Source organism: Sphingosinicella sp. BN140058 (genome assembly GCF_004135585.1).
Classification (GTDB): Bacteria; Pseudomonadota; Alphaproteobacteria; order Sphingomonadales; family Sphingomonadaceae; genus Allosphingosinicella.
Window position 1 is genome coordinate 2,036,292 of the sequence record NZ_CP035501.1, and the last position, 19,803, is coordinate 2,056,094.

Genomic DNA, 19,803 nt, shown 5'->3' on the forward strand with positions numbered 1-19,803 from the left:
TCAGCGCCAGCCACTCGCCTGCGGCGGTCGCTCGGCGCCGAGCGCCTTCTGGCGGCGGCGCTGCACCGAGGAGCCGATGCCCACCGCCTCCCGATATTTGGCGACGGTGCGGCGGGCGATGTCGAACCCTTTCGCACGCAGCAGCTCGACGAGCTGGTCGTCCGACAGGATGGCGTCCGCGCTCTCGGCGGCGATCAGCGCCTTCAAATGGCTTTTCACCGCTTCGGCAGAGACCGCATCGCCACCGTCGGCACTCTGAATCCCGCTGGTGAAGAAATATTTCAGTTCGAACAGGCCGCGGTCGCAGGAGAGGTATTTGTTCGACGTGACCCTGCTTACCGTCGATTCGTGCATTCCGATCGCTTCTGCGATGGTCCGCAACGTCAGCGGTCGCAAATGGGCGACGCCATGCCGGAAGAAACCGTCCTGGTGCTTGACGATCTCGGTGGCGACCTTGATGATCGTTCTTGCGCGCTGATCGAGCGCCTTCATCAGCCAGTTGGCGCTGGCCAAGCATTCGGACAACCAGGCCTTGGACTGCCGATCCTGGGCGCCGTCGGACAATTCGAGATAATAAGCGCGGTTGATCAGCAGCCGCGGCAGCGTGGCGCCATTGAGCTCGATCGCCCAGCCGCCGCCGCGGCGGCCGACGAACACGTCCGCCACCACCCCTTCGACCCGCTCGCTGTGGCCGAAGCGGCAACCCGGCTTGGGATCGTAGGCCCGCAGCTCGCGGATCATGTCGCCCAAATCCTCGTCGTCGACTCCGCAGATCCGCCGCAGCGCGCCCAAATTGCCCTTTGCCAGATAATCGAGATTGTCGATCAGCCGAGCCATCGCCGGATCGTAGCGATCGGCGTCCTTGGCCTGCAACGCGAGGCATTCGGAAAGTGAGCGCGCCGCCACGCCCGGCGGGTCGAAGCTCTGGACGATGGCGAGCACCCGCTCGACATCGCCGAGCGGAGCACCGAGCCGATGGGCGATGTCGAGCAACGAGGCGAAAAAATAACCAGTTTCCTCGATCTGCTCGATGATCGCCCGTGCGATGAGGAGGTCGCCGCCGGAAAGACGCTCCCCCGCCTGGGCGACCAGATGCTCGTGCAGCGACAGATCGCCGGTCGCGAAGCTGTCGAAATCCGGCCCATCCCCGATTTCGCCGGAGCCGCCGCCGATCCCGTCGAGACCAAGGCCGCCGTCCATTCCGATCCGATCGGCCGAGCTGTCCTGATGCAGATTTTCATCGTTGACGTCGATGTCGAGTGCGGCCTCGCCGCTGCCCGATACGACCAGCTCGTCGACCGTTGCGGGCTCGTCCCGCTCCGCCGTCGGCGGCTCGGCGGTTTCGCTATCGGGGCCATCGTCCGGACCGGCACTGCTTTCGAGCAGCGGATTCTTGTCGAGTTCCTCGGCGATGAAGCTCTCGATCTCGAGATTGGACAGCGCCAGCAGGCGAATGGCCTGCTGCAGCTGGGGCGTCATCACCAGCGATTGGCTCTGCCTGAGATCGAGGCGCGGCCCGAGCGCCATGGCTACAGCTCGAAGCTCTCGCCGAGATAGAGGCGGCGCACGTTGGGATCGGCGACGAGCGCCTCGGGGCTGCCGGCGAACAGCACCTGGCCGTCATAGATGATGCAGGCGCGATCGACGATGTCGAGCGTCTCGCGAACATTGTGATCGGTGATCAGCACGCCGATGTCGCGCTTCTTCAATTCCTTGACCAGGTCGCGGATGTCCGAGATCGAGATCGGATCGATGCCGGCGAACGGCTCGTCGAGCAGCATGATCGAAGGGTTGGCTGCGAGAGCGCGCGCGATCTCGCAGCGGCGGCGCTCACCGCCCGACAGCGCCATCGCCGGCGCATCGCGAAGGTGGCCGATGTGGAATTCCTCGAGCAATTGCTCCAGCCGCGCCCGCCGTTTGGCCTTGTCCTTCTCCGCGACCTCGAGCACCGCCATGATGTTCTGCGCGACGGTAAGGCCGCGGAAAATGGAGGTTTCCTGCGGAAGGTAGCCGAGGCCGAGAATCGCACGACGATACATCGGCAGCCCGGTGATGTCCTGACCGTCGAGGATGATCCGCCCGCTGTCCGGCCGGACCAGCCCCATAACGGAATAGAAACAGGTGGTCTTGCCCGCCCCGTTGGGGCCGAGCAGGCCGACCACTTCGCCGCGGTCGACGCCGAGCGACACGTCCTTCAGCACGATCTTGCGATCGTAGCTCTTCGCGATCGAGACCACGGACAGGCCACGCGACGGATCCGCCGCAAAAGCGGATCCCTCCGGTCGTTCGATCAAGCTGGCGTCGTTCATGAAGATCCCGTGTGTCTCGCAAGGGCTTAAGCCAGTCGCGGCTGCGCCTCAACCGGCAAGGCGTGCGACCGGCCCTCGCCGCCGCCGCTTTTCGCCAAGCCGTGGCTCAGTCGCGTCGCTGCGGAACGGTGAACGTCCCCGTCACCCGTCCCCCTTGCGACTTGACCCCCGCCGGAGCGCCGCCATCCATTACCGCGGTGCCGTCGCGCAGATTGATGACGAGACGGCCCCCGCTGACGTTGCTGTCGCCGCGGACGAGATGGACGTTGCCGATCAGCGTGATCAGCCGGCTGTTGATGTCGTAGATGGCGAACTGCCCGGACGCGGTCTCCGACGGGCTCCGCACCGTTACCCCGCCGCTGCCGTCGATCCGCTCGATCTCGATACCGCCGCTGTTCGAATAGGCGACGGTAAGGCGGGGCGCGGTGAGCGTGAGCTCGGCCTGCTTGACGACGACGTTGCCGGAAAAGACGGCGCGGTCGGCGCGATCCTGCACTTCGATCCGGTCGGCGGCGACGTCGACCGGCGCATTGCTGTTGTGGCCCTTGAGCGCCGAACTCTGGCTGATCGCCGGGACGGCGGCGATCAGGGCGGCAGCGGTGGCGCCGAAGGCAAGAAGGAACGTCTTCATGCCGGTCATCTGAGCCCCCCTTGAACGATATGCAAGCGCGCCCTGCCGCTCAGAACCACGGTGCGCGAGGGCAGATCCGCCTGCATCTGCGCCGCGGTGAAGCGTCCGAGCGGCATCTGTCCCGCGACGCCGCGATTGCCGACGACCTTGTGCTGATTGAGATCGACCTGGACGTCACGGGTTTCCAGCCGATAGCCATCGGCGGCGGTGACCAGGATCGGGCCGAGCACGTCGACCTTCTGATCGTCCATATTGTAGCGTGCCTTCGGTGCGGCGATCCGCGCCGGGCCGTCGCTCAGCAGAATTCCCGCAGACATGCCGTCTATGTCGACGATCGGATCCTTGGACGTCGCCTGCAATGCGCGGTTGGCGTTGACCATGAAGGGCCGGCCCTGATTGTCCTGGCCGCGATATTGCGCCGACTGGACCTTCAGCCGCTCGCCCGCCACGTCGACCTTGTTCTTGTCGAGCAGAAAGCTGATCTCGCGATCCTTGCTGAGCGGCGAGAGCAGCAGATAAGCGAGCAGCACGCCGATCCCGGCCGGCAGCAGCACCTTCAACGCCTTGACCAGGACGTCGTGCAGGCCGCCGGGCGCGGCCCAGCTGCGCTTCACGCCCTTCTCCTGATCACCCGGTGCGGCCATGGTCTTGCTTCGATCCTGCTCAGATGTGGGCGAAGATGTCGATTTCCGGCCAACCGGCCAGATCGAGCCGAGCACGATGCGGCAGGAAATCGAAGCACGCCTGGGCGAGCGCGGTCCGCCCCTCGCGGGCGAGCCGTTCGTCCAGCTTCTCGCGGAGCTGGTGCAGATAGCGTACGTCCGAGGCGGCATATTCCTTCTGCGCATCGGATAGCTCGGGCGCGCCCCAGTCGGAGGATTGCTGCTGTTTCGAGATTTCGGTGCCGAGCAATTCGCGCACGAGTTCCTTGAGACCGTGCCGGTCGGTGTAGGTCCGGATCAGCCGCGATGCCGTCTTGGTGCAATAAACCGGTCCGGCTGTGACACCGAGATACGCCTCCATGATCGCGAGATCGAAACGCGCGAAATGGTACAGCTTGAGCCGGCCGGGATCGGCGAGGATCGCCTTGAGATTGGGCGCCGAATAGTCGCTCTGCGGCCCGAAACGCACGAGATGCTCGTCGCCCCGGCCATCGGAAATCTGGACCACGCACAGCCGGTCGCGGCCGGGGTGGAGCCCCATCGCTTCGGTATCGACGGCAACGGGGCCCTCGGCGAGAACGCCCTCGGGAAGATCTTCTTCGTGGAAATGAACAGTCATGGGGCCGACTTAGGCGCAAGGCGGCCCCGGCTCAATGCCCGGCTTAATGGCGAGTCACGTCCCCGCTCCCGCCTCCGGCCTTCTGGTCGGCCGCACGCGCCTTGCGGCGACGTGCGAAGATGTTGAGGCTCTCGACGCCGGCCGAGAACGCCATCGCGGCATATATATAGCCCTTCGGCACGTGCACGCCGAAGCCGTCGGCGATCAGCACCGCGCCGATCATCAGCAGGAAGCCGAGCGCCAGCATCACCACCGTCGGATTGCGATTGATGAAGTTCGCCAGCGGATCCGCGGCGACCAGCATGACGGTCACTGCGACCACCACCGCCACCATCATGATCGCGACATGCTCCGTCATGCCCACGGCCGTCAGGATCGAATCGATCGAGAAGACGATGTCGAGCATCAGGATCTGGACGATCGCGGCGCCGAAGCCGAGTGTCGCCCTGGCCGTGTCGAACACGTCTCCATTGGGTTCCGGATCGACATTGTGGTGTATTTCCTTGGTCGCCTTCCAGACCAGGAACAGGCCGCCGGCGATGAGGATCAGATCGCGCCAGGAAAAACTGGTCTCGAATGCGGGCTCGCCGTGGGCGCCGACCGGCCCGGTGATGCCGAGATCGAACACCGGCGCCTTGAGGCCGACCAGCCAGGCGATCGAGAACAACAGAGCGAGCCGAAGAATCAGCGCAAGGCTGATTCCGATCTTGCGCGCCTTTTGCCGCTGCGCCTCCGGCAGTTTGTTCGACAGGATCGAGATGAAGATCAGATTGTCTATGCCGAGCACCACCTCCATGACGATCAGGGTAACGAGCGCGGCCCATGCGGCCGGATCGGCGAGAAGCGCAGAAATCCCGTCCATTCTGTTTTCCGTAGCTGCTTTTCCTCAGCGATCCATGCACGACGGAAGCTGCCCGAGCCAGCCCTTCAGCGCAGAGGCGAAGTTTCAATGCACGGTGAACCGAATCCCCTCGCCCATTGCTGATTTTTGGGTTATTAGAGACGGCAATGCGCCGAAGACTGGCGCAAAAGGCCTTTGCGCGAGCAGCCCAGCGCGGTGGTTCTGGTGGAGAAGTTGGGCGCTGGAAAGTATTAGACGGCATGGGTTTTGACAGAGGGCGCCGCGGTGAGCGCGGCGGGCGCGGCAGAGACAAGCGCGACGGCTTCGGCGGCGACGACATTTACGGTGGTGGCGGCGGCGGCGGCTTCGATGATCGCGGTGGCGGCGGCTATCGCAGCAGCGGTCCCGGTTACGGCGATCGCGGCGGATTCGGCGGCGGCGGCGGCTTCGGTGATCGCGGCGGCGGTGGCGGCGGCTATCGTGGCGGCGGCGGCGGCGGATTTGGCGGCGGCGGCGGTGGTTTCGGCGGCGGCCGCGGCGGCGGCGGCATGCCCCCGCAGGTCGTCGGCCAAGGCAAGGGCGTCGTCAAATTCTTCAACGCTCAGAAGGGCTTCGGCTTCGTCGTCCGTGACGATGGCGGCGAGGACGTGTTCGTGCACATCTCGGCGGTCGAGCAGGCAGGTCTCACCGGTTTGGCCGACGGCCAGCCGCTCGAGTTCACGCTGGTCGATCGCGGCGGCCGGATCTCGGCGACCGACCTCAAGATCGAGGGCGAGCCGATGGCGGTCGAAGAGCGCGCACCGCGCGAGCCTCGCGCTGGTCCGGGCGGCGCTGCCGGCGGCTTCGGCGGCGGCCCGCAGCGTCAGCTGACCGGCGAGAAGGCGCAGGGCACCGTCAAGTTCTTCAACGCGATGAAGGGCTTCGGCTTCATCAGCCGCGACGACGGACAGCCCGATGCGTTCGTCCACATTTCGGCCGTCGAGCGTGCCGGCATGAGCAGCCTCAACGAGGGCGACCGGGTCGAGTTCGAACTGGAAGTCGATCGCCGCGGCAAGACTGCCGCCGTGAACTTGCAGCCGCTCCAGTAAGCGGACCTCAGCCTGAACGGTCAAGGCCCGGTCACTCGTGCAGTGACCGGGCCTTTTCTTTGCCTGCTCCAGATGCCCCAAGCCTGATCAATTCAGGTCGGCGCGTAGCCCCGACCTAGAATGTGGATGAGGCTCTACATCAGGAATGAGGGCGGTCCCGGAATCAGGCTGATCCAGCTGATATAATCCTGCTCTAGGCGGGCCCGACATAGCGCCACGCCAGCGTCTCGCCTGCGTGGAACGGCACCAGGCGGGTATCGGCGGCCGGAAGGCTGTCGGGAACCGGCGCCGGGGAACGCTCCAGAACGATCCGGTCCTCATTGAGCGGCAAACCGTAGAAGCGCGCGCCATGCTCGGAGGCGAACGCCTCGAGCCGATCGAGCGCGCCTTCCTCGTCGAAGACCGCGGCGTAGCTTTCGATCGCATAAGGCGCGTTGAAGATCCCGGCGCATCCGCAACCGGATTCCTTGCGCTCGACGGCGTGCGGGGCGCTGTCCGTGCCGAGAAAGAATTTGGGAGAGCCCGAGACGGCGGCGCGCCGGACGGCAAGCCGATGCTCCTCTCGTTTAGCGACAGGCAGGCAATAGAAATGGGGCCGGAGCCCGCCGGCGAAGATCGCATTGCGATTGATATGGAGATGCTGCGGGGTGATCGTCGCCGCAACGTTCGGTCCGGTCGCTGCCACGAACTCGGCGGCATCCCGGGTGGTGATGTGCTCGAACACCATCTTGAGCGCGGGGAAGTCTCGCAAGAGGGTGGTGAAGACCCGGTCGATGAAGACCTTTTCCCGATCGAATATATCGACATCGGGATCGGTCACCTCGCCGTGAATCAGAAGCGGCATGCCGATCCGCTGCATCGTCTCCAGCGCAGCACGGATGTTGCGGACATCGGTCACGCCATGCGCCGAATTGGTGGTGGCGTTGGCCGGGTACAGCTTGGCGGCGGTGAAGATCCCGGCAGCATGCCCTGCCTCGATCTCTGCAGGATCGGCATCGTCGGTCAGATAGAGGGTCATCAGCGGAGTGAACGCGGTGCCCGCGGCCGCGGCGCGGATCCGGTCCCGATAGGCTTGCGCCGCGGCTACCGTGGTGATCGGCGGCGTGAGATTGGGCATCACGATCGCCCGACGGAATTGGCGCGCCGTATAGGCGGTCACCGCATCGAGCATGGCGCCGTCGCGCAGATGGACGTGCCAGTCGTCGGGGCGGCGGAGAATGAGTCGCTTCGGATCGGTCATGACGGCTGCCCGGCTTCAGTTTCGGTCGCGCCGTGCCTATCAAGGGAGCATGGCCGCGACCACCCTCATCGACCGCTCGCTCCTCCGCCTGTCGGGCGAGGACCTTTCAGGCTTTCTTCAGGGCCTCGTCACCAACGACATGACCCGAGTGACGCCGGAGACCCCGTCCTGGGCGGGCCTGCTCACGCCCCAGGGCAAGGCGTTGTTCGATTTCATCCTGTGGCAGGACGGCGCCGACGTGCTGATCGATTGCGAGGCCGACGCGGCGGTCGAGCTCGCCCGGCGGCTGACGCTGTACCGCCTGCGCCGCAAGATACGGATCGAGCCGGAGCCGGCCTTGGCCGTGCATTGGGCGCCCGAGGGCGAAGCGGGCGTCCCGGATCCGCGCCTGGCGGAGCTCGGCCGCCGCTGGCTCGGCCCCGCCGACGCGCCGGCCGAAGGCTGGCGCGCGCATCGGCTTGCGCTCGGCGTCACCGAAGGCCGGGCGGAGCTCGGCTCCGACAAGACGCTCTGGCTCGAATGCAATGCTGCCGAGCTGAACGGCGTCAGCTTCACCAAGGGCTGCTATGTCGGGCAGGAGAATACGGCACGCATGAATTATCGGTCCAAGGTCAATCGCCGCTTGGTCGTCGTGCCGACCGACGGTGCAGGCGAGCGGACGCGGATCCACTATCCGGACCTCGGCCTGGCGGTCGAGCATCGCCGCATCGATGATCTCGCCGGCGCGATCATCCCGAACTGGCTTGCCGCCGCATTGACCTGAGGCACGTCGCCGAGAAACCCGGAATTCCGGGTGTTTTCGCGCTCCGTCTGCGGCTAACGTCCCGCCGTGGATATTTACCTCCCCGTCGCCGGGCTGTCCGTGAATGCGTTGGTGATCATCGCCCTTGGCGGCGTGGTCGGCCTGCTCACCGGAATGATCGGCGTCGGCGGAGGCTTTCTGACCACGCCGATCCTGATCTTCTACGGCATTCCGCCGGCGGTCGCGGTCGCCTCTGCGACCACCCAGATCACCGGCACCAGCGTCTCCGGCGTGCTCGCCCATCGGCGGCGGAAAGGCGTCGACTATCGCATGGGCGGCGTCATCATCGTCGGCGGCCTGATCGGCGCGTCCGCGGGCGGCGCGATCTTCCGCCTGCTCCAGCAGCTTGGCCAGATCGATACGGCGATCGCGATCCTCTACGTCGTCCTGCTCGGCAGCATCGGCATATTGATGGCCAAGGAATCGGGTACCGAACTCGAACTCTTCCGGAAGAAGCAGACGACCAAGCCGGCACGCCGCCACAATCCGCTCATCGCCATGCTGCCGCTGCGGTGGCGCTTCTACCAATCGGGCCTCTACATCTCGCCTCTCGCGCCGCTGCTGCTCGGCATCGTCGGCGGCATGCTGACGGTCCTGCTCGGCGTCGGCGGCGGCTTCATCATGGTCCCGGCAATGATCTACATGCTCGGCATGTCGGCTCAGGTGGTGGTCGGCACGTCCCTGCTCCAGATCCTGTTCGTGACCGCCGCGACCACGCTCATCCACGCCACCACCACCAAGTCCGTCGACATCGTCCTCGCCGGTCTGCTTCTGCTAGGGTCGGTGATCGGCGCCCAGTTCGGGGCCCGGTTCGCGCAGAAGGTGAAGCCGGAATTGCTGCGCATGTTCCTGGCGATCATCATCCTTGCGGTCGCAGCGCGCATGGCGATCGGCCTCGGCTGGAAGCCCGAGGAAATCTATACGGTGCAGCTGCTGTGAGCAGGGTGCGATGCGCCTTGCTTGCCCTGATGCTGCCACTCGTCCTCGGCGCGACCGAACCCAAGCTCGTGCCCGATGTCTCGCAGAGCCGGATCGACATCCAATATTCGTTCACCGGCGCCGAACTGCTGCTGTTCGGCGCAATCGTCTATCCCGGCGGGCGGCCACCGCGTGAGGGCGCCGAGATCGTCGTCGTGGTGAAGGGCCCCGTCGAGCCGCTCGTGCTCCGCGAGAAGCAGAAAGTGGCCGGCATCTGGATGAACGTCGAGAGTGCCCGCTTCCGCTCGGCGCCGTCATTCTACGCGGTCGCCTCGTCGCGCCCGCTGTCCCAGATGGTCGACGAACGCACCGCCGCCATCTACGAACTCGGCCTGCAGAATCTGCAATTGTCGCCCGGAACGGGCGCCGCACCGGATGTCCAGCGGCGGTTCGAAGCCGGGCTGATCGATCTGATGCAGCGCCGCCAGCTCTATTTCGAGGATCCGCGCGGGGTTCAGATCAGCGAAGGCGTTCTCTACCGCGCCCGCGTCAACATTCCGGCCCGGGTGCCCGTCGGCAATTATACGGCGGAGACGTTTCTGATCCGGGACGGCCGCATCCTCGCCGGTGCCGTGCGGGAGATCCGAATCGAGAAGCTCGGCTTTGAGCGATTCGTAGCGACCGCGGCGGATCGCTGGTCCTTCACTTACGGGCTCGTCTCGGTCTCGCTTTCCCTCTTCCTCGGCTGGTCCGCCAGCGCCTTCTTCCGACGAAGCTGATCGTGGCCGCGGCATTCCGGCACACTTCCGGAAGGCAGGAAATCTCTGCGATCGCAGTGACTTGGACTACCGCCGCGAGCTGAGGAGGGACGCGCCGTGGCCGTGCGCGGCAGCGGGAGAGAAGCCGCCGAAATCAGTTGTTTACCCATTTCGCGGTAGAGCCGCCGCCTGAGACACGGACCGGAGCGCGCCTCACCTTATGACCGACATGATCCAGTTCCCGAGCTTTCCGCATGCCGATGTCGGCGAGGAAACCGCACCGACTATCCAGCCGATGCCTTCCCCGCGGCGGCAGCAAGGCCCGATCGGCCGAGTCAGCGAGATCGGCGGCGGCGGCGCCCGCATCGAACTCGACCTCGATCGACTGAACCAGCTTTCGCTCGACTCGGATCCGTCGGTGGCCCTGTCGGGCCAGGTCGGTGGCCATGTGAAGGTCGAAGTCGCCTCGCGCTGGCTGCTCGCCGCGGTCCGCACGCTCCGCCTCGGCAATGCCGAAAACGCCTCGGTGATCGCTGACGTCGATTTCCTCGGGGAGGGCGAAGAGCATGATCAGAGCGGCCGGCTGATCAACTTTCGCCGCGGCATCACCGTCTATCCCTCGCCGGGATCGCGCGTTCATCCCGTCAGCGGCGACGACATGAAGCAGATGTTCGCCGCCGACGAACGCGCCCATATCGAGATCGGCACCGTCTACCCGACCAAGGACGTGCGCGGTGCGCTCTACGTGGATGCGCTGCTCGGCAAGCATTTCGCCCTGCTGGGCTCCACCGGCACCGGCAAGTCGACGTCGGCGGCGCTGATCATGCATCGCATCTGCGAGTTGGCCCCCGAGGGGCATATCGTGATGATCGATCCGCACGGCGAATATTCGGCGGCATTCAAATCGACCGGCGAGCTCTACAACGTCGACAATCTCGCCATGCCCTACTGGCTGATGAACTTCGAAGAGCATTGCGAGGTGTTCATCACTTCCCAGGGCGCCGAGCGGCAGCGGGACATGGACATCCTCGCCAAGTGCCTGCTCCTGGCGCGCTCCAAGAATCGCGCGGCCGAGGGCCTCAACAAGCTGACGGTCGATTCGCCGATCCCCTACACCCTGTCGGACCTGACCAGCGCCATCACCAACGAGATGGGGCTGCTCAACAAGGCGACCGACACTGCGCCCTACATGCGGCTCAAGGGCAAGATCGACGAGCTCAAGGCCGATCCGCGCTACCAGTTCATGTTCTCGGGCATGCTGATAGCCGATTCGATGACCACCTTCATCGGCAAGATCTTTCGACTGCCCGCACGCGGCAAGCCGATCTCGATCATCGACGTTTCCGGCGTTCCGTCCGACATCGTCTCGGTGGTGGTGGCGATGCTGGCCCGGCTCGTCTTCGATTATGCGATCTGGTCTCGCAACGAAGTGCCGCGCCCGGTTCTGCTGGTCTGCGAAGAAGCGCATCGCTACGTTCCGTCCGACACGTCCAGTGCCGGTCAGGCGGTGCGCAAGATCCTCGAGCGGATCGCCAAGGAAGGCCGCAAATACGGGGTCGCGCTCGGCCTCATCACCCAGCGTCCGTCGGATCTTGCCGAGGGCGTGCTTTCCCAATGCGGCACGATCATCGCGATGCGCCTCAACAACGAACGCGACCAGGCCTTCGTCAAGAGCGCCATGCCCGAAGGCGCGCGCGGCTTCCTCGATACGATCCCGGCGCTGCGCAACCGCGAGTGCATCGTGTGCGGCGAGGGCGTGTCGATTCCGATCCGCGTGTCGTTCGACGATCTTGAGCGGGATCGCCGGCCCGCTTCGTCCGACCCTGCTTTCTCCGAATTGTGGCGCCAGACCGGCGACGAGGAGGCGATGGTTCAGCGCGTCGTCAAACGCTGGCGCAGCCAAGGCCGCTGACAAATCTTCACCGAAGCGGAGCCGGCCGCGCGAACATCCTGGTCCAAGTACGTCGAAGGGCCGCCGGGTATTCCCGACGGCCCTTGCAGACATGGTCAGCGGCCGGAAGCTCCAGCCCGGAAGACTATGAAAAGCTTACGCTTTCATCCCCCGAACGAGCAGAACCGACCTCACTGCTGAACCATGAGACATCGGATCACCTCCTTTCGCTTGTTGAGTACGGGGCAAGGATGAATCATCCCGATTCGCGCCGCAAGTCTTGTATTCATCTTTTTTGACGTTAGACTTTTCGCTTCGTGCCGAAAGCTCGGCACTCCCCCTCAGTCTCAGTTTCGGCAATCCTCGGTCACCCGCGCCGGCTCCGGCCAGGCGGGAATCACGAGTTCGGGAAGGCCCGCGACATCGATTGTGAAGCGGCCGCGGCTGAACGCGATCTGATCGAGCAAGGGATCGGTGGCGGGCAAGGTGGCGGTGATGCCCCCAGCGCCGGCAGCCACCGGAAGCGAACGGCTGCCGTAGGAGGTGCGCACCACCATCTGGCCCGTACCGGCACCGGACCTGGTGAGCATTACCCGGCGGCCGGCACGATCGCAGCGGACGACGAAAAGCGGATTGGCCGCCGTCGGCCCGAAGGTCGCGCGGCTGCCGTCGGCGGCGCTGCCATAGGCCCAGTTCCCAGGGGTGAGCGCGAGATCCGACCACGCGCGCGGTGGCGGCGGCGGCACGGCCGGCGGAGCCAGCGGTGCAGGCGCTTGGGGCCGGGGCGGCGGAGCGGTTTCAGGCTGCGGCTTGGGCACGCAGGCCGCGGCCAACATCGCGGTTCCAAGCGCCGCCATTCGTCCGATCGTCCGCATCCTTGATCCTCTCCGTCCAGCCATGCCGCCGCCACAAGCATGCCGGCGGCGCGGATCCAAGCGAAAAGCCGATGGCAGGTGCATTTCGAGCGCCGCCTCGGCGCGGCCGAACCGGAATTGCATTCACAGGCTGTTCAAGGGCCGAACCTTATGCAAATCCGCAAGCAAATAGAGAAACTTGTTCGATGATTCTTCGCGCATCCCTGCTGTTGGCCGTCGCCGTCTCCGGTCTCGCCCCCGGGAGCGCGGATTCGCGCCCGCGCGACCGTGAGCAGGATGCGGCATTCAGGGCGACGCAGGACGGCAGCTTCGTGCCGCTGCGGCAGATCGAAGCGCGCATTGTGCCCCAGATGCGCGGCTTCACCTACCTCGGCCCGGAACTGGATCCGTCCGCCGGCCGCTATCGCCTCAAATTCATGCGCGGCCCGCAGGTCGTCTGGATCGACGTCGACGCCCGCACCGGGCAGGTGCTCGGCAAGTCCGGTTTCTGATTCCCCTTGGCAAAGGCGCCCTGGCGCAGCATTTCCATTCTTTCGGTGATGAAACCAATTGGCGCTGGCGCTGGTTGGACGGGACGGTTGTGCAGGATAGGGGAATGGAATGCGGGTTCTGATCGTCGAGGACGAACCTAATCTGGGACGGCAGCTGCGTGCCACCCTGGAGGGCGCCGGCTATGCCGTCGATCTCGCCACCGACGGCGAGGATGGCCATTATCTGGGGTCGACCGAAACCTACGACGCGATCATTCTCGATCTCGGCCTCCCCGAGGTGGACGGGCTCACCGTTCTCGATCGGTGGCGCAAGGACGGCATGGTGGTTCCGGTTCTGGTGCTGACCGCGCGCGACAGCTGGTCGGACAAGGTTGCCGGCCTCGACGCCGGCGCAGACGATTATCTCGCCAAACCCTTTCAGACCGAAGAACTGATCGCGCGCCTCAGGGCGCTGATCCGCCGCGCTTCGGGCAACGCCTCGTCGGAGCTGACCGCCGGTGACGTGCGGCTCGACACCCGATCGGGCAAGGTGACGTTGAACGGCGAGCCGGTGAAGCTCACCGCGCAGGAGTATAAATTGCTCTCCTACCTGATGCACCACAAGGGCAAGGTCGTCTCCCGCACCGAGCTGATCGAGCATATCTACGATCAGGATTTCGATCGGGATTCGAACACGATCGAGGTGTTCGTCACCCGCATCCGCAAGAAGCTCGGCCCCGACGTGATCACCACCATCCGCGGCCTCGGCTACTCGCTGGAAGAGCCGATCGGCTGAGCTTGTCCGGCGACTGCCTTTCGCCGCGCGCGCGATCGCACCGCAGGAGCTGCCTGTGCTGAGCTGGCGCACGTTCAAGAACAAGGCCTCCGGCGGCACCGGATCTCTGACGCGGCGGATGATCGTCGTGTCCGCGATCTGGATCCTGCTGCTGCTCGGCGTCGGCGGTTACGCGCTCGACCGCGTGCTCACCCGGGAACTCACCCGCTCGTTCGACGGCGGGCTCGAATATTCGCTGAATGCGCTGATTGCGTCGGCTGAGATCGGGCCCGACGGCGAGGCCTATCTCAACCGGCCGCCCGCCGACCAGCGCTTCATCGAGCCCAATTCCGGTTTGTATTTCCAGATCAGCGTCGCCGGCGGCAAGGCCGCGACCGGCGCCGCCGGCAATGTCGATCTCGATTTCCCGTCGCGCTCGCTCTGGGACCGCCGGCTGCAGGTGAGCAGCCGCCACAATGATTTCGATGTCCACGTCTACAACAGCCAGGAATTCCCGGACGAAACGCTGCGCATCGTCGAGCGCGACGTGCGCATCCCGGGGTCTGCCCTCCGCTGGCGGTTCCAGGTCGCGCAGAACCGGGAGATCCTCGACGATCAGATCGACGAACTGCGCAAGACATTGGTCCGCGCCTTCGGCGTGCTCGGCTTCGGCCTGCTCGTGCTCGCCGCGCTTCAGGCGGTCTACGGGCTATGGCCCCTGCGCCGCGTGCGGCAGGCGATCGTCGCGATTCGCTCCGGCGAGCGCTCGCGGATCGACGAGCGCTTCCCGCGAGAGATCGAGCCGCTCAAGGACGAGCTGAACGCCTTGCTCGCGCATAACGAGCAGCAGGCGGAAGAAGCGAGGACCCACGCCGGCAATCTCGCCCATGCGCTCAAGACTCCGCTCACCGTCATCACCAATGCGGCAACGGCGGGCAGTACCGACCTGCCGGAAACGGTGTGCCGCGAGGCGACGACGATGCGTCGCCAGGTCGATCACCACCTCGCCCGCGCCCGTGCGATCGGCCGCCGATCGAGCACGCAGGCCCGCTCCGACGTCTGGCCCGCTTTGGTCTCGGTCGAACGGGCGGTGAGCAGGCTGTATGAAAATGTGACGATCGATCTCGCCGGCGACAAGAAGGCGGCGGTTCGGGTCGAACGTCAGGATCTCGACGAGATGCTCGGCAACCTGATCGAGAATGCCGCCAAATATGGCGGCGGCCGGGTCTTCGTGACGGTGAAGACGACGCCCAAATGCGTCGAGGTCGAAGTCGAAGACGACGGCACCGGGATCCCGGAGGCGGAACGGGTCTCGATCTTCGCGCGCGGCGCGCGGCTGGACACCGGCAAGCCCGGCACCGGCCTCGGCCTCGCGATCGTTCGCGATGTCGCCGAAATCTACGGCGGCGGTATCGCGCTCGAGGAAAGCGAGGATCTGGGCGGCCTGCTCGCGCGGCTGAAACTGCCGCTCTGCGCGGCGTAACGGCCCGCCTGCCCGGCCATCACTTTCACCCCAGCAGCCTTGCCTTTTGCGAAGGCAGCGCGCACATCGCGCGCGTGAGCGCCACCGTCCATCCCATCGGTTCCGCACGCGCCCCGTCGCTCGATCCGATGATCCAGCTGGTCGCCGCGGACCTCCATCACGTCAACAGCGTCATCCTCGACCGGATGCAGAGCGACGTCTCCCTCATTCCAGAGCTTGCCGGTCATCTGATCGCCGGCGGCGGCAAGCGGATGCGGCCGATGCTGACTCTCGCCTGCGCCAGGCTGCTGGACTATGGCGGTGCCCGCCACCACAAGCTCGCCGCCGCCGTGGAGTTCATCCATACCGCCACCCTGCTCCACGACGATGTCGTCGACGGTTCGGGCCTGCGCCGCGGCCGCCGCACCGCCAACATCATCTGGGGCAACCCGGCCAGCGTGCTGGTCGGCGACTTTCTGTTCTCGCGCAGCTTCGAACTGATGGTGGAGGACGGCAGCCTCAAGGTGCTGCGGATCCTGTCGCGCGCTTCCAACGTGATCGCGGAAGGCGAGGTCAACCAGCTCACCGCCCAGCGCCGCGTCGAGACCGGCGAAGACCAGTATCTCGAGATCATCAGCGCCAAGACCGCCGCTTTGTTCGCCGCCGCGTGCCGGATCGCGGCGGTCGTCGCCGAGCGCGATGAAGCGGCCGAGCAGGCGCTCGACAGCTATGGCCGCAATCTCGGCATCGCCTTTCAGCTGATCGACGACGCGATCGACTACGTCTCCGACGCGGAGACGATGGGCAAGGGCGTCGGCGACGATTTCCGCGACGGCAAGATCACCCTGCCGGTGATCCTGGCCTTTGCGCGCGGCGACGAGGACGAGCGCCGCTTCTGGCGGGCAGCGATGGAAGGAAGCCGCACCAGCGACGAGGATCTCGCCCATGCGACCGGCTTGCTGCACCGGCACCGCGCCATCGAGGACAGCATCGCTCGGGCGCGGACCTATGGTCAGCGCGCGATCGACGCGCTTGGCCCGTTCCCGAACGGCAGCGCCAAGGCGGCTCTGGTCGAAGCGGTCGAGTTCGCGATCTCCCGCGCCTACTGACCGCACGGCGCGGCTCCAGACTCAAGAAAACGGCCCCGCCGCGACGCGCGGCGGGGCCGAAACCGCATCCGATCGCCGGAATCGAAGCTTAGTCGACGAATTTGGCCGGCGCCGGGTCGCTGGCCGGAAAAGTCTCGTCGATCGCTTCGTCGGTGGCGCTCCACCGCTCCGGCGGATCCCGCATCGAGTCCGCGCCTGCATCGCGGGCGGCACCGGAATGGCCGACCACGCCCTCCGCGCCGTCTCCCGCCAGCGCAGCGCTGCCCGCGCGGTGCAGCGGCCGGGTGCCGCCGCCCCAAAGCGTCGCAAGCCCGCCGCGGCTGCGGACGAGTTGCACCGCATAATAGCCAAGACCGGCAGCGGCGGCCGCAGCCACGCCGACGATCGTACGATTACGGCTCCACGCCATGCTCAAACCTCCCTGTCAAAATCGGGGATCGCGTTCTCCGCGCCCCCAAATGTCCGCTTGCTGCATCAATGCCGCATTGCTGGCAAGACGCACGCCCGCGGGCGAAATCAAGTTCGAAGCCAGCAAGTGACTCCATCCTTGCTGCCGGGAACATTCGGGCCGAGCGCCGGGTTCCCTGTGCCAAACGACCCGGCGAGGACGCCTTGAACGACACCGAGACCCTTTCTCCGCTCCTGCCGAACGAAACCGAGGAGGCCACAAGGCGCCTGCTTGCCAAGGCCTGCGAGCGCGATCTGATGTTCGCCACCGCCGAAAGCTGCACCGGCGGGATGCTCGCGTCCCTCCTCACCGACGTGAAAGGCGTCGCCCATGCCTTCGATCGCGGCTTCGTCACCTACACCAACGAAGCCAAGGCGGAGATGCTCGGCGTGCCGATCGCCCTGATCGACGACAAGGGCGCCGTCTCGAAAGAGGTGGCGATCGCCATGGCCGAAGGCGCGCTGACGCGCTCGCGCGCCAACATCGCTCTGTCGATCACCGGCTTTGCCGACTTCGGCGATGAACCGGGCCTGGTTCATTTCGGCTGCGCCCGGGCCGGACGCACCACCCTCCACCGCGAGGAGCATTTCGGCCCCGGCGGCCGCGGTGCTACACGCGTCAAATGCATGCAAACGGCAATTGAAATGATGACGGAGATGCTGTGACCAACGCCGCTTTTGCCGCCCTTCACCGCCACGGCTTCGTCCGGACCGCGGCGGCCAGCCCGACCGGCTCCGCCGGCGACGTCTCCTTCAACATCGATCAGACGATCGCCCTTGCCAGGGATGCCGACGCGCGCGGCTGCGACCTGGTGGTGTTCCCGGAACTCAACATCTCCTCCTACGCCGTCGACGACCTGCTCCTGCAGGAGGCGTTTCTGGACGCGGTCGAGGCGGGGGTCGCCCGCATCTGCGCGGACACGGCGGCGCTTGCTCCCATATTGGTGCTCGGTGCGCCACTCCGCCGCAACGGCCGCCTCTACAATTGCGCGGTGATCGTCTCGCGCGGCGAGATCCTGGGCGTGGTGCCGAAGAGCTTCCTGCCCAATTACCGCGAATATTACGAAAAACGCTGGTTCGTGTCCGGCGTCGGGCTCGAGGGGCTTTCGATCGCGGTGGCCGGGCGCAACGTGCCGTTCGGCACCGACCTGCTGTTCGAGGCCGAGGACCTTCCCGACTTCATCTTCCACGTCGAGATCTGCGAGGATTATTGGGCGCCTCAGCCGCCCTCCACCCACGGCGCGCTCGCGGGAGCGTTGATCCTGTGCAACCTTTCGGCCTCGAACATCACCATCGGCAAGGCCGACGAACGCAAATTGCTCTGCGCCTCGCAGGCGAGCCGCTGCTGCGCCGCCTACGTCTACGCCGCGTCGGGGCCGGGCGAGAGCACCATCGATCTTGCCTGGGACGGTCAGAGCGCGATCTACGAGCTCGGGGAATTGCTGGCGGAATCGAACCGCTTCGACATGGAGCCGGAATTGTGCGTCGCCGATGTCGACGTCCAGCGGCTCCGGCTTGAACGCATGCGCATGCCGACCTTCAACGACAACGCCGTCGCCGCCGGCCATCCGGAAAAGCGGGTCCGCCGCATCCGCTTCGCGCATCGCCCGAGCTTCGAGGACGTCGGCTTCCAGCGCCTGCTGCGGCGTTTCCCCTACGTGCCCAATCGCATCGAGCAGCTCGATCAGGATTGCTACGAGGCCTTCAACATCCAGGTCCAGGGCCTCGCCAAGCGCTTCACCACGACCTCGGGCAAGCATCTCGTCATCGGCGTCTCGGGCGGCCTGGATTCCACCCATGCGCTGATCGTCGCGGCGAAGATGTGCGACTATCTGAAGCTGCCCCGGTCGACCATTCTCGGCTTCACCATGCCGGGCTTCGCCACCGGCGACACCACCAAGTCGAACGCCTGGGCGCTGATGAAGGCGCTCGGCATCGTCGGCGAGGAGATCGACATCCGGCCCGCCGCGATGCAGATGCTGACCGACATGGGCCATCCGTTCGCCAGGGGCGAGACGGGCGAGGCGGTCTACGACATCACTTTCGAGAACGTGCAGGCGGGCTTGCGCACCGACTATCTCTTCCGCCTCGCCAATCAGCGCAGCGGCTTCGTCGTCGGCACCGGAGACCTCTCCGAAGTCGCGCTCGGCTGGTCGACTTACGGGGTCGGCGATCAGATGAGCCATTATGGCGTGAATGCCGGCGTGCCCAAAACGCTGATCCAGTATCTCGTCCGCTGGGCGATCAAGACCGGCCAGTTCGACGAAGACACCAACCGGATCCTCGACGCGATCCTGATGACGAAGATTTCACCGGAGCTGATCCCCGCCGGCGAGGACGAGGAGATGCAGTCGACCGAGGACAAGATCGGCCCCTACGAACTGCACGATTTCTTCTTGTTCCACATCCTGCGATCGGGTCAGGCGCCGTCGAAGGTCGCCTTTCTTGCCTGGCAGGCCTGGGGCGACGTCGAGCGCGGCCTGTGGCCGGTCGGATATCCCGAGCAGCTGAAGCGCAGTTACGATCTGGCGACGATCCGCAAATGGCTTGAAGTATTCCTGTTCCGCTTCTTTCAGATCAGTCAGTTCAAGCGCACCGCCATCCCCAATTCGCCGAAGGTCTCCGCCGGCGGCAGCCTCAGCCCGAGAGGCGATTGGCGCGCGCCCGCCGACGGCACCGCCAAGCCCTGGCTGGACGAGCTCAAGAGCGCCTTCGAAGAGTCATGATCCGCGCGTCGATTCGGGTACGGCGCCGAAACGGTCCAGCTTAGAGCTGATGCAAATCAACGTGAATCATGCTGCACTGCAGGAACTTCCTGCGGTGGAGGCACGTTGTTGAAGGTGTCCAGAAACTAAGGGGAATCCTTCGTTGATCACCTTGTCCACCGCCTCCAAGCTGGGGCAGAG

At 65.7% G+C, this 19,803-nt stretch carries 20 protein-coding genes; 11 read left to right on the forward strand and 9 right to left on the reverse strand.

What is annotated here, in order from left to right; all coding sequences use genetic code 11:
• From rpoN to ETR14_RS09195, 6 genes are all read right to left on the reverse strand, one after another.
• Complete coding sequence (gene rpoN / locus ETR14_RS09170; protein ID WP_129384330.1) at positions 1 to 1,527, reverse strand: RNA polymerase factor sigma-54; 1,527 nt, start codon at positions 1,525 to 1,527, stop codon at positions 1 to 3.
• Between the two features lie 2 nt (positions 1,528 to 1,529).
• A complete protein-coding gene (gene lptB / locus ETR14_RS09175; protein WP_129384331.1) occupies positions 1,530 to 2,309 on the reverse strand; it encodes an LPS export ABC transporter ATP-binding protein in 780 nt (259 codons plus the stop codon).
• Positions 2,310 to 2,415: 106 nt separating this feature from the next.
• On the reverse strand, positions 2,416 to 2,940 hold the full coding sequence (locus ETR14_RS09180; protein ID WP_129384332.1) for an LptA/OstA family protein: 525 nt from the start codon (positions 2,938 to 2,940) through the stop codon (positions 2,416 to 2,418).
• 5 nt (positions 2,941 to 2,945) lie between these two features.
• Positions 2,946 to 3,584: an LPS export ABC transporter periplasmic protein LptC gene (lptC, locus tag ETR14_RS09185; protein ID WP_129384333.1), complete on the reverse strand. Its 639-nt coding sequence runs from the start codon at positions 3,582 to 3,584 to the stop codon at positions 2,946 to 2,948.
• 19 nt (positions 3,585 to 3,603) lie between these two features.
• Positions 3,604 to 4,221 carry a ribonuclease D gene (locus ETR14_RS09190; RefSeq protein WP_129384334.1) on the reverse strand — a complete coding sequence of 206 codons (618 nt, stop codon included), beginning with the start codon at positions 4,219 to 4,221 and terminating at the stop codon, positions 3,604 to 3,606.
• Between the two features lie 43 nt (positions 4,222 to 4,264).
• The gene (locus ETR14_RS09195; protein ID WP_129384335.1) at positions 4,265 to 5,083 is read right to left on the reverse strand and encodes a TerC family protein; all 819 of its coding nucleotides are present in this window, start codon (positions 5,081 to 5,083) and stop codon (positions 4,265 to 4,267) included.
• 239 nt (positions 5,084 to 5,322) lie between these two features.
• Here ETR14_RS09195 and ETR14_RS29640 point away from each other — a divergent pair, with 239 nt between their 5' ends.
• A complete protein-coding gene (locus ETR14_RS29640) occupies positions 5,323 to 6,150 on the forward strand; it encodes a cold-shock protein (protein WP_129384336.1) in 828 nt (275 codons plus the stop codon).
• Positions 6,151 to 6,343: 193 nt separating this feature from the next.
• Here the strand turns inward: ETR14_RS29640 and pyrC are convergent, their stop codons facing one another.
• Entirely contained in the window at positions 6,344 to 7,390 is a 1,047-nt protein-coding gene (gene pyrC, locus ETR14_RS09205; protein ID WP_129384337.1) for a dihydroorotase, read from the reverse strand.
• 49 nt (positions 7,391 to 7,439) lie between these two features.
• Here pyrC and ETR14_RS09210 point away from each other — a divergent pair, with 49 nt between their 5' ends.
• The 4 genes from ETR14_RS09210 to ETR14_RS09225 all read left to right on the forward strand — a co-directional run bounded on the left by ETR14_RS09210 (position 7,440) and on the right by ETR14_RS09225 (position 11,780).
• On the forward strand, positions 7,440 to 8,153 hold the full coding sequence (locus ETR14_RS09210; protein WP_129384338.1) for a folate-binding protein YgfZ: 714 nt from the start codon (positions 7,440 to 7,442) through the stop codon (positions 8,151 to 8,153).
• A 66-nt stretch (positions 8,154 to 8,219) separates the two neighbouring features.
• Positions 8,220 to 9,131 (forward strand): sulfite exporter TauE/SafE family protein, encoded by a 912-nt coding sequence (locus ETR14_RS09215; protein ID WP_129384339.1) that lies wholly within the window; start codon positions 8,220 to 8,222, stop codon positions 9,129 to 9,131.
• Between the two features lie 29 nt (positions 9,132 to 9,160).
• Positions 9,161 to 9,889, forward strand: coding sequence for a TIGR02186 family protein (locus ETR14_RS09220; protein WP_129384340.1), 729 nt, complete (start codon positions 9,161 to 9,163; stop codon positions 9,887 to 9,889).
• 274 nt (positions 9,890 to 10,163) lie between these two features.
• The gene (locus ETR14_RS09225) at positions 10,164 to 11,780 is read left to right on the forward strand and encodes an ATP-binding protein (RefSeq protein ID WP_129391607.1); all 1,617 of its coding nucleotides are present in this window, start codon (positions 10,164 to 10,166) and stop codon (positions 11,778 to 11,780) included.
• Between the two features lie 326 nt (positions 11,781 to 12,106).
• Here ETR14_RS09225 and ETR14_RS09230 read toward each other — a convergent pair whose 3' ends face one another.
• Positions 12,107 to 12,634, reverse strand: a complete 528-nt coding sequence (locus ETR14_RS09230) for a hypothetical protein (protein ID WP_129384341.1) — start codon at positions 12,632 to 12,634, stop codon at positions 12,107 to 12,109.
• A gap of 185 nt (positions 12,635 to 12,819) precedes the next feature.
• On the opposite strand from ETR14_RS09230, the gene ETR14_RS09235 reads away from it, so the two are divergent.
• The 4 genes from ETR14_RS09235 to ETR14_RS09250 all read left to right on the forward strand — a co-directional run bounded on the left by ETR14_RS09235 (position 12,820) and on the right by ETR14_RS09250 (position 16,450).
• The gene (locus ETR14_RS09235; protein WP_243455835.1) at positions 12,820 to 13,125 is read left to right on the forward strand and encodes a PepSY domain-containing protein; all 306 of its coding nucleotides are present in this window, start codon (positions 12,820 to 12,822) and stop codon (positions 13,123 to 13,125) included.
• Positions 13,126 to 13,234: 109 nt separating this feature from the next.
• Positions 13,235 to 13,900, forward strand: a complete 666-nt coding sequence (locus ETR14_RS09240; protein WP_129384342.1) for a response regulator transcription factor — start codon at positions 13,235 to 13,237, stop codon at positions 13,898 to 13,900.
• Positions 13,901 to 14,018: 118 nt separating this feature from the next.
• Positions 14,019 to 15,362, forward strand: coding sequence for a HAMP domain-containing sensor histidine kinase (locus tag ETR14_RS09245; protein WP_129391613.1), 1,344 nt, complete (start codon positions 14,019 to 14,021; stop codon positions 15,360 to 15,362).
• A gap of 128 nt (positions 15,363 to 15,490) precedes the next feature.
• Complete coding sequence (locus ETR14_RS09250; protein ID WP_129391616.1) at positions 15,491 to 16,450, forward strand: polyprenyl synthetase family protein; 960 nt, start codon at positions 15,491 to 15,493, stop codon at positions 16,448 to 16,450.
• An 88-nt stretch (positions 16,451 to 16,538) separates the two neighbouring features.
• On the opposite strand, the gene ETR14_RS09255 is transcribed toward ETR14_RS09250, so the two are convergent.
• Positions 16,539 to 16,859, reverse strand: a complete 321-nt coding sequence (locus tag ETR14_RS09255) for a hypothetical protein (RefSeq protein WP_129384343.1) — start codon at positions 16,857 to 16,859, stop codon at positions 16,539 to 16,541.
• 203 nt (positions 16,860 to 17,062) lie between these two features.
• Between ETR14_RS09255 and ETR14_RS09260 the strand changes: the two genes are divergently transcribed.
• Complete coding sequence (locus ETR14_RS09260; RefSeq protein WP_243455836.1) at positions 17,063 to 17,563, forward strand: CinA family protein; 501 nt, start codon at positions 17,063 to 17,065, stop codon at positions 17,561 to 17,563.
• Positions 17,560 to 19,623 carry an NAD(+) synthase gene (locus ETR14_RS09265; protein WP_129384345.1) on the forward strand — a complete coding sequence of 688 codons (2,064 nt, stop codon included), beginning with the start codon at positions 17,560 to 17,562 and terminating at the stop codon, positions 19,621 to 19,623. Before ETR14_RS09260 ends, ETR14_RS09265 begins: the two co-directional genes overlap by 4 nt.
• Positions 19,624 to 19,803: the final 180 nt, after the last annotated feature.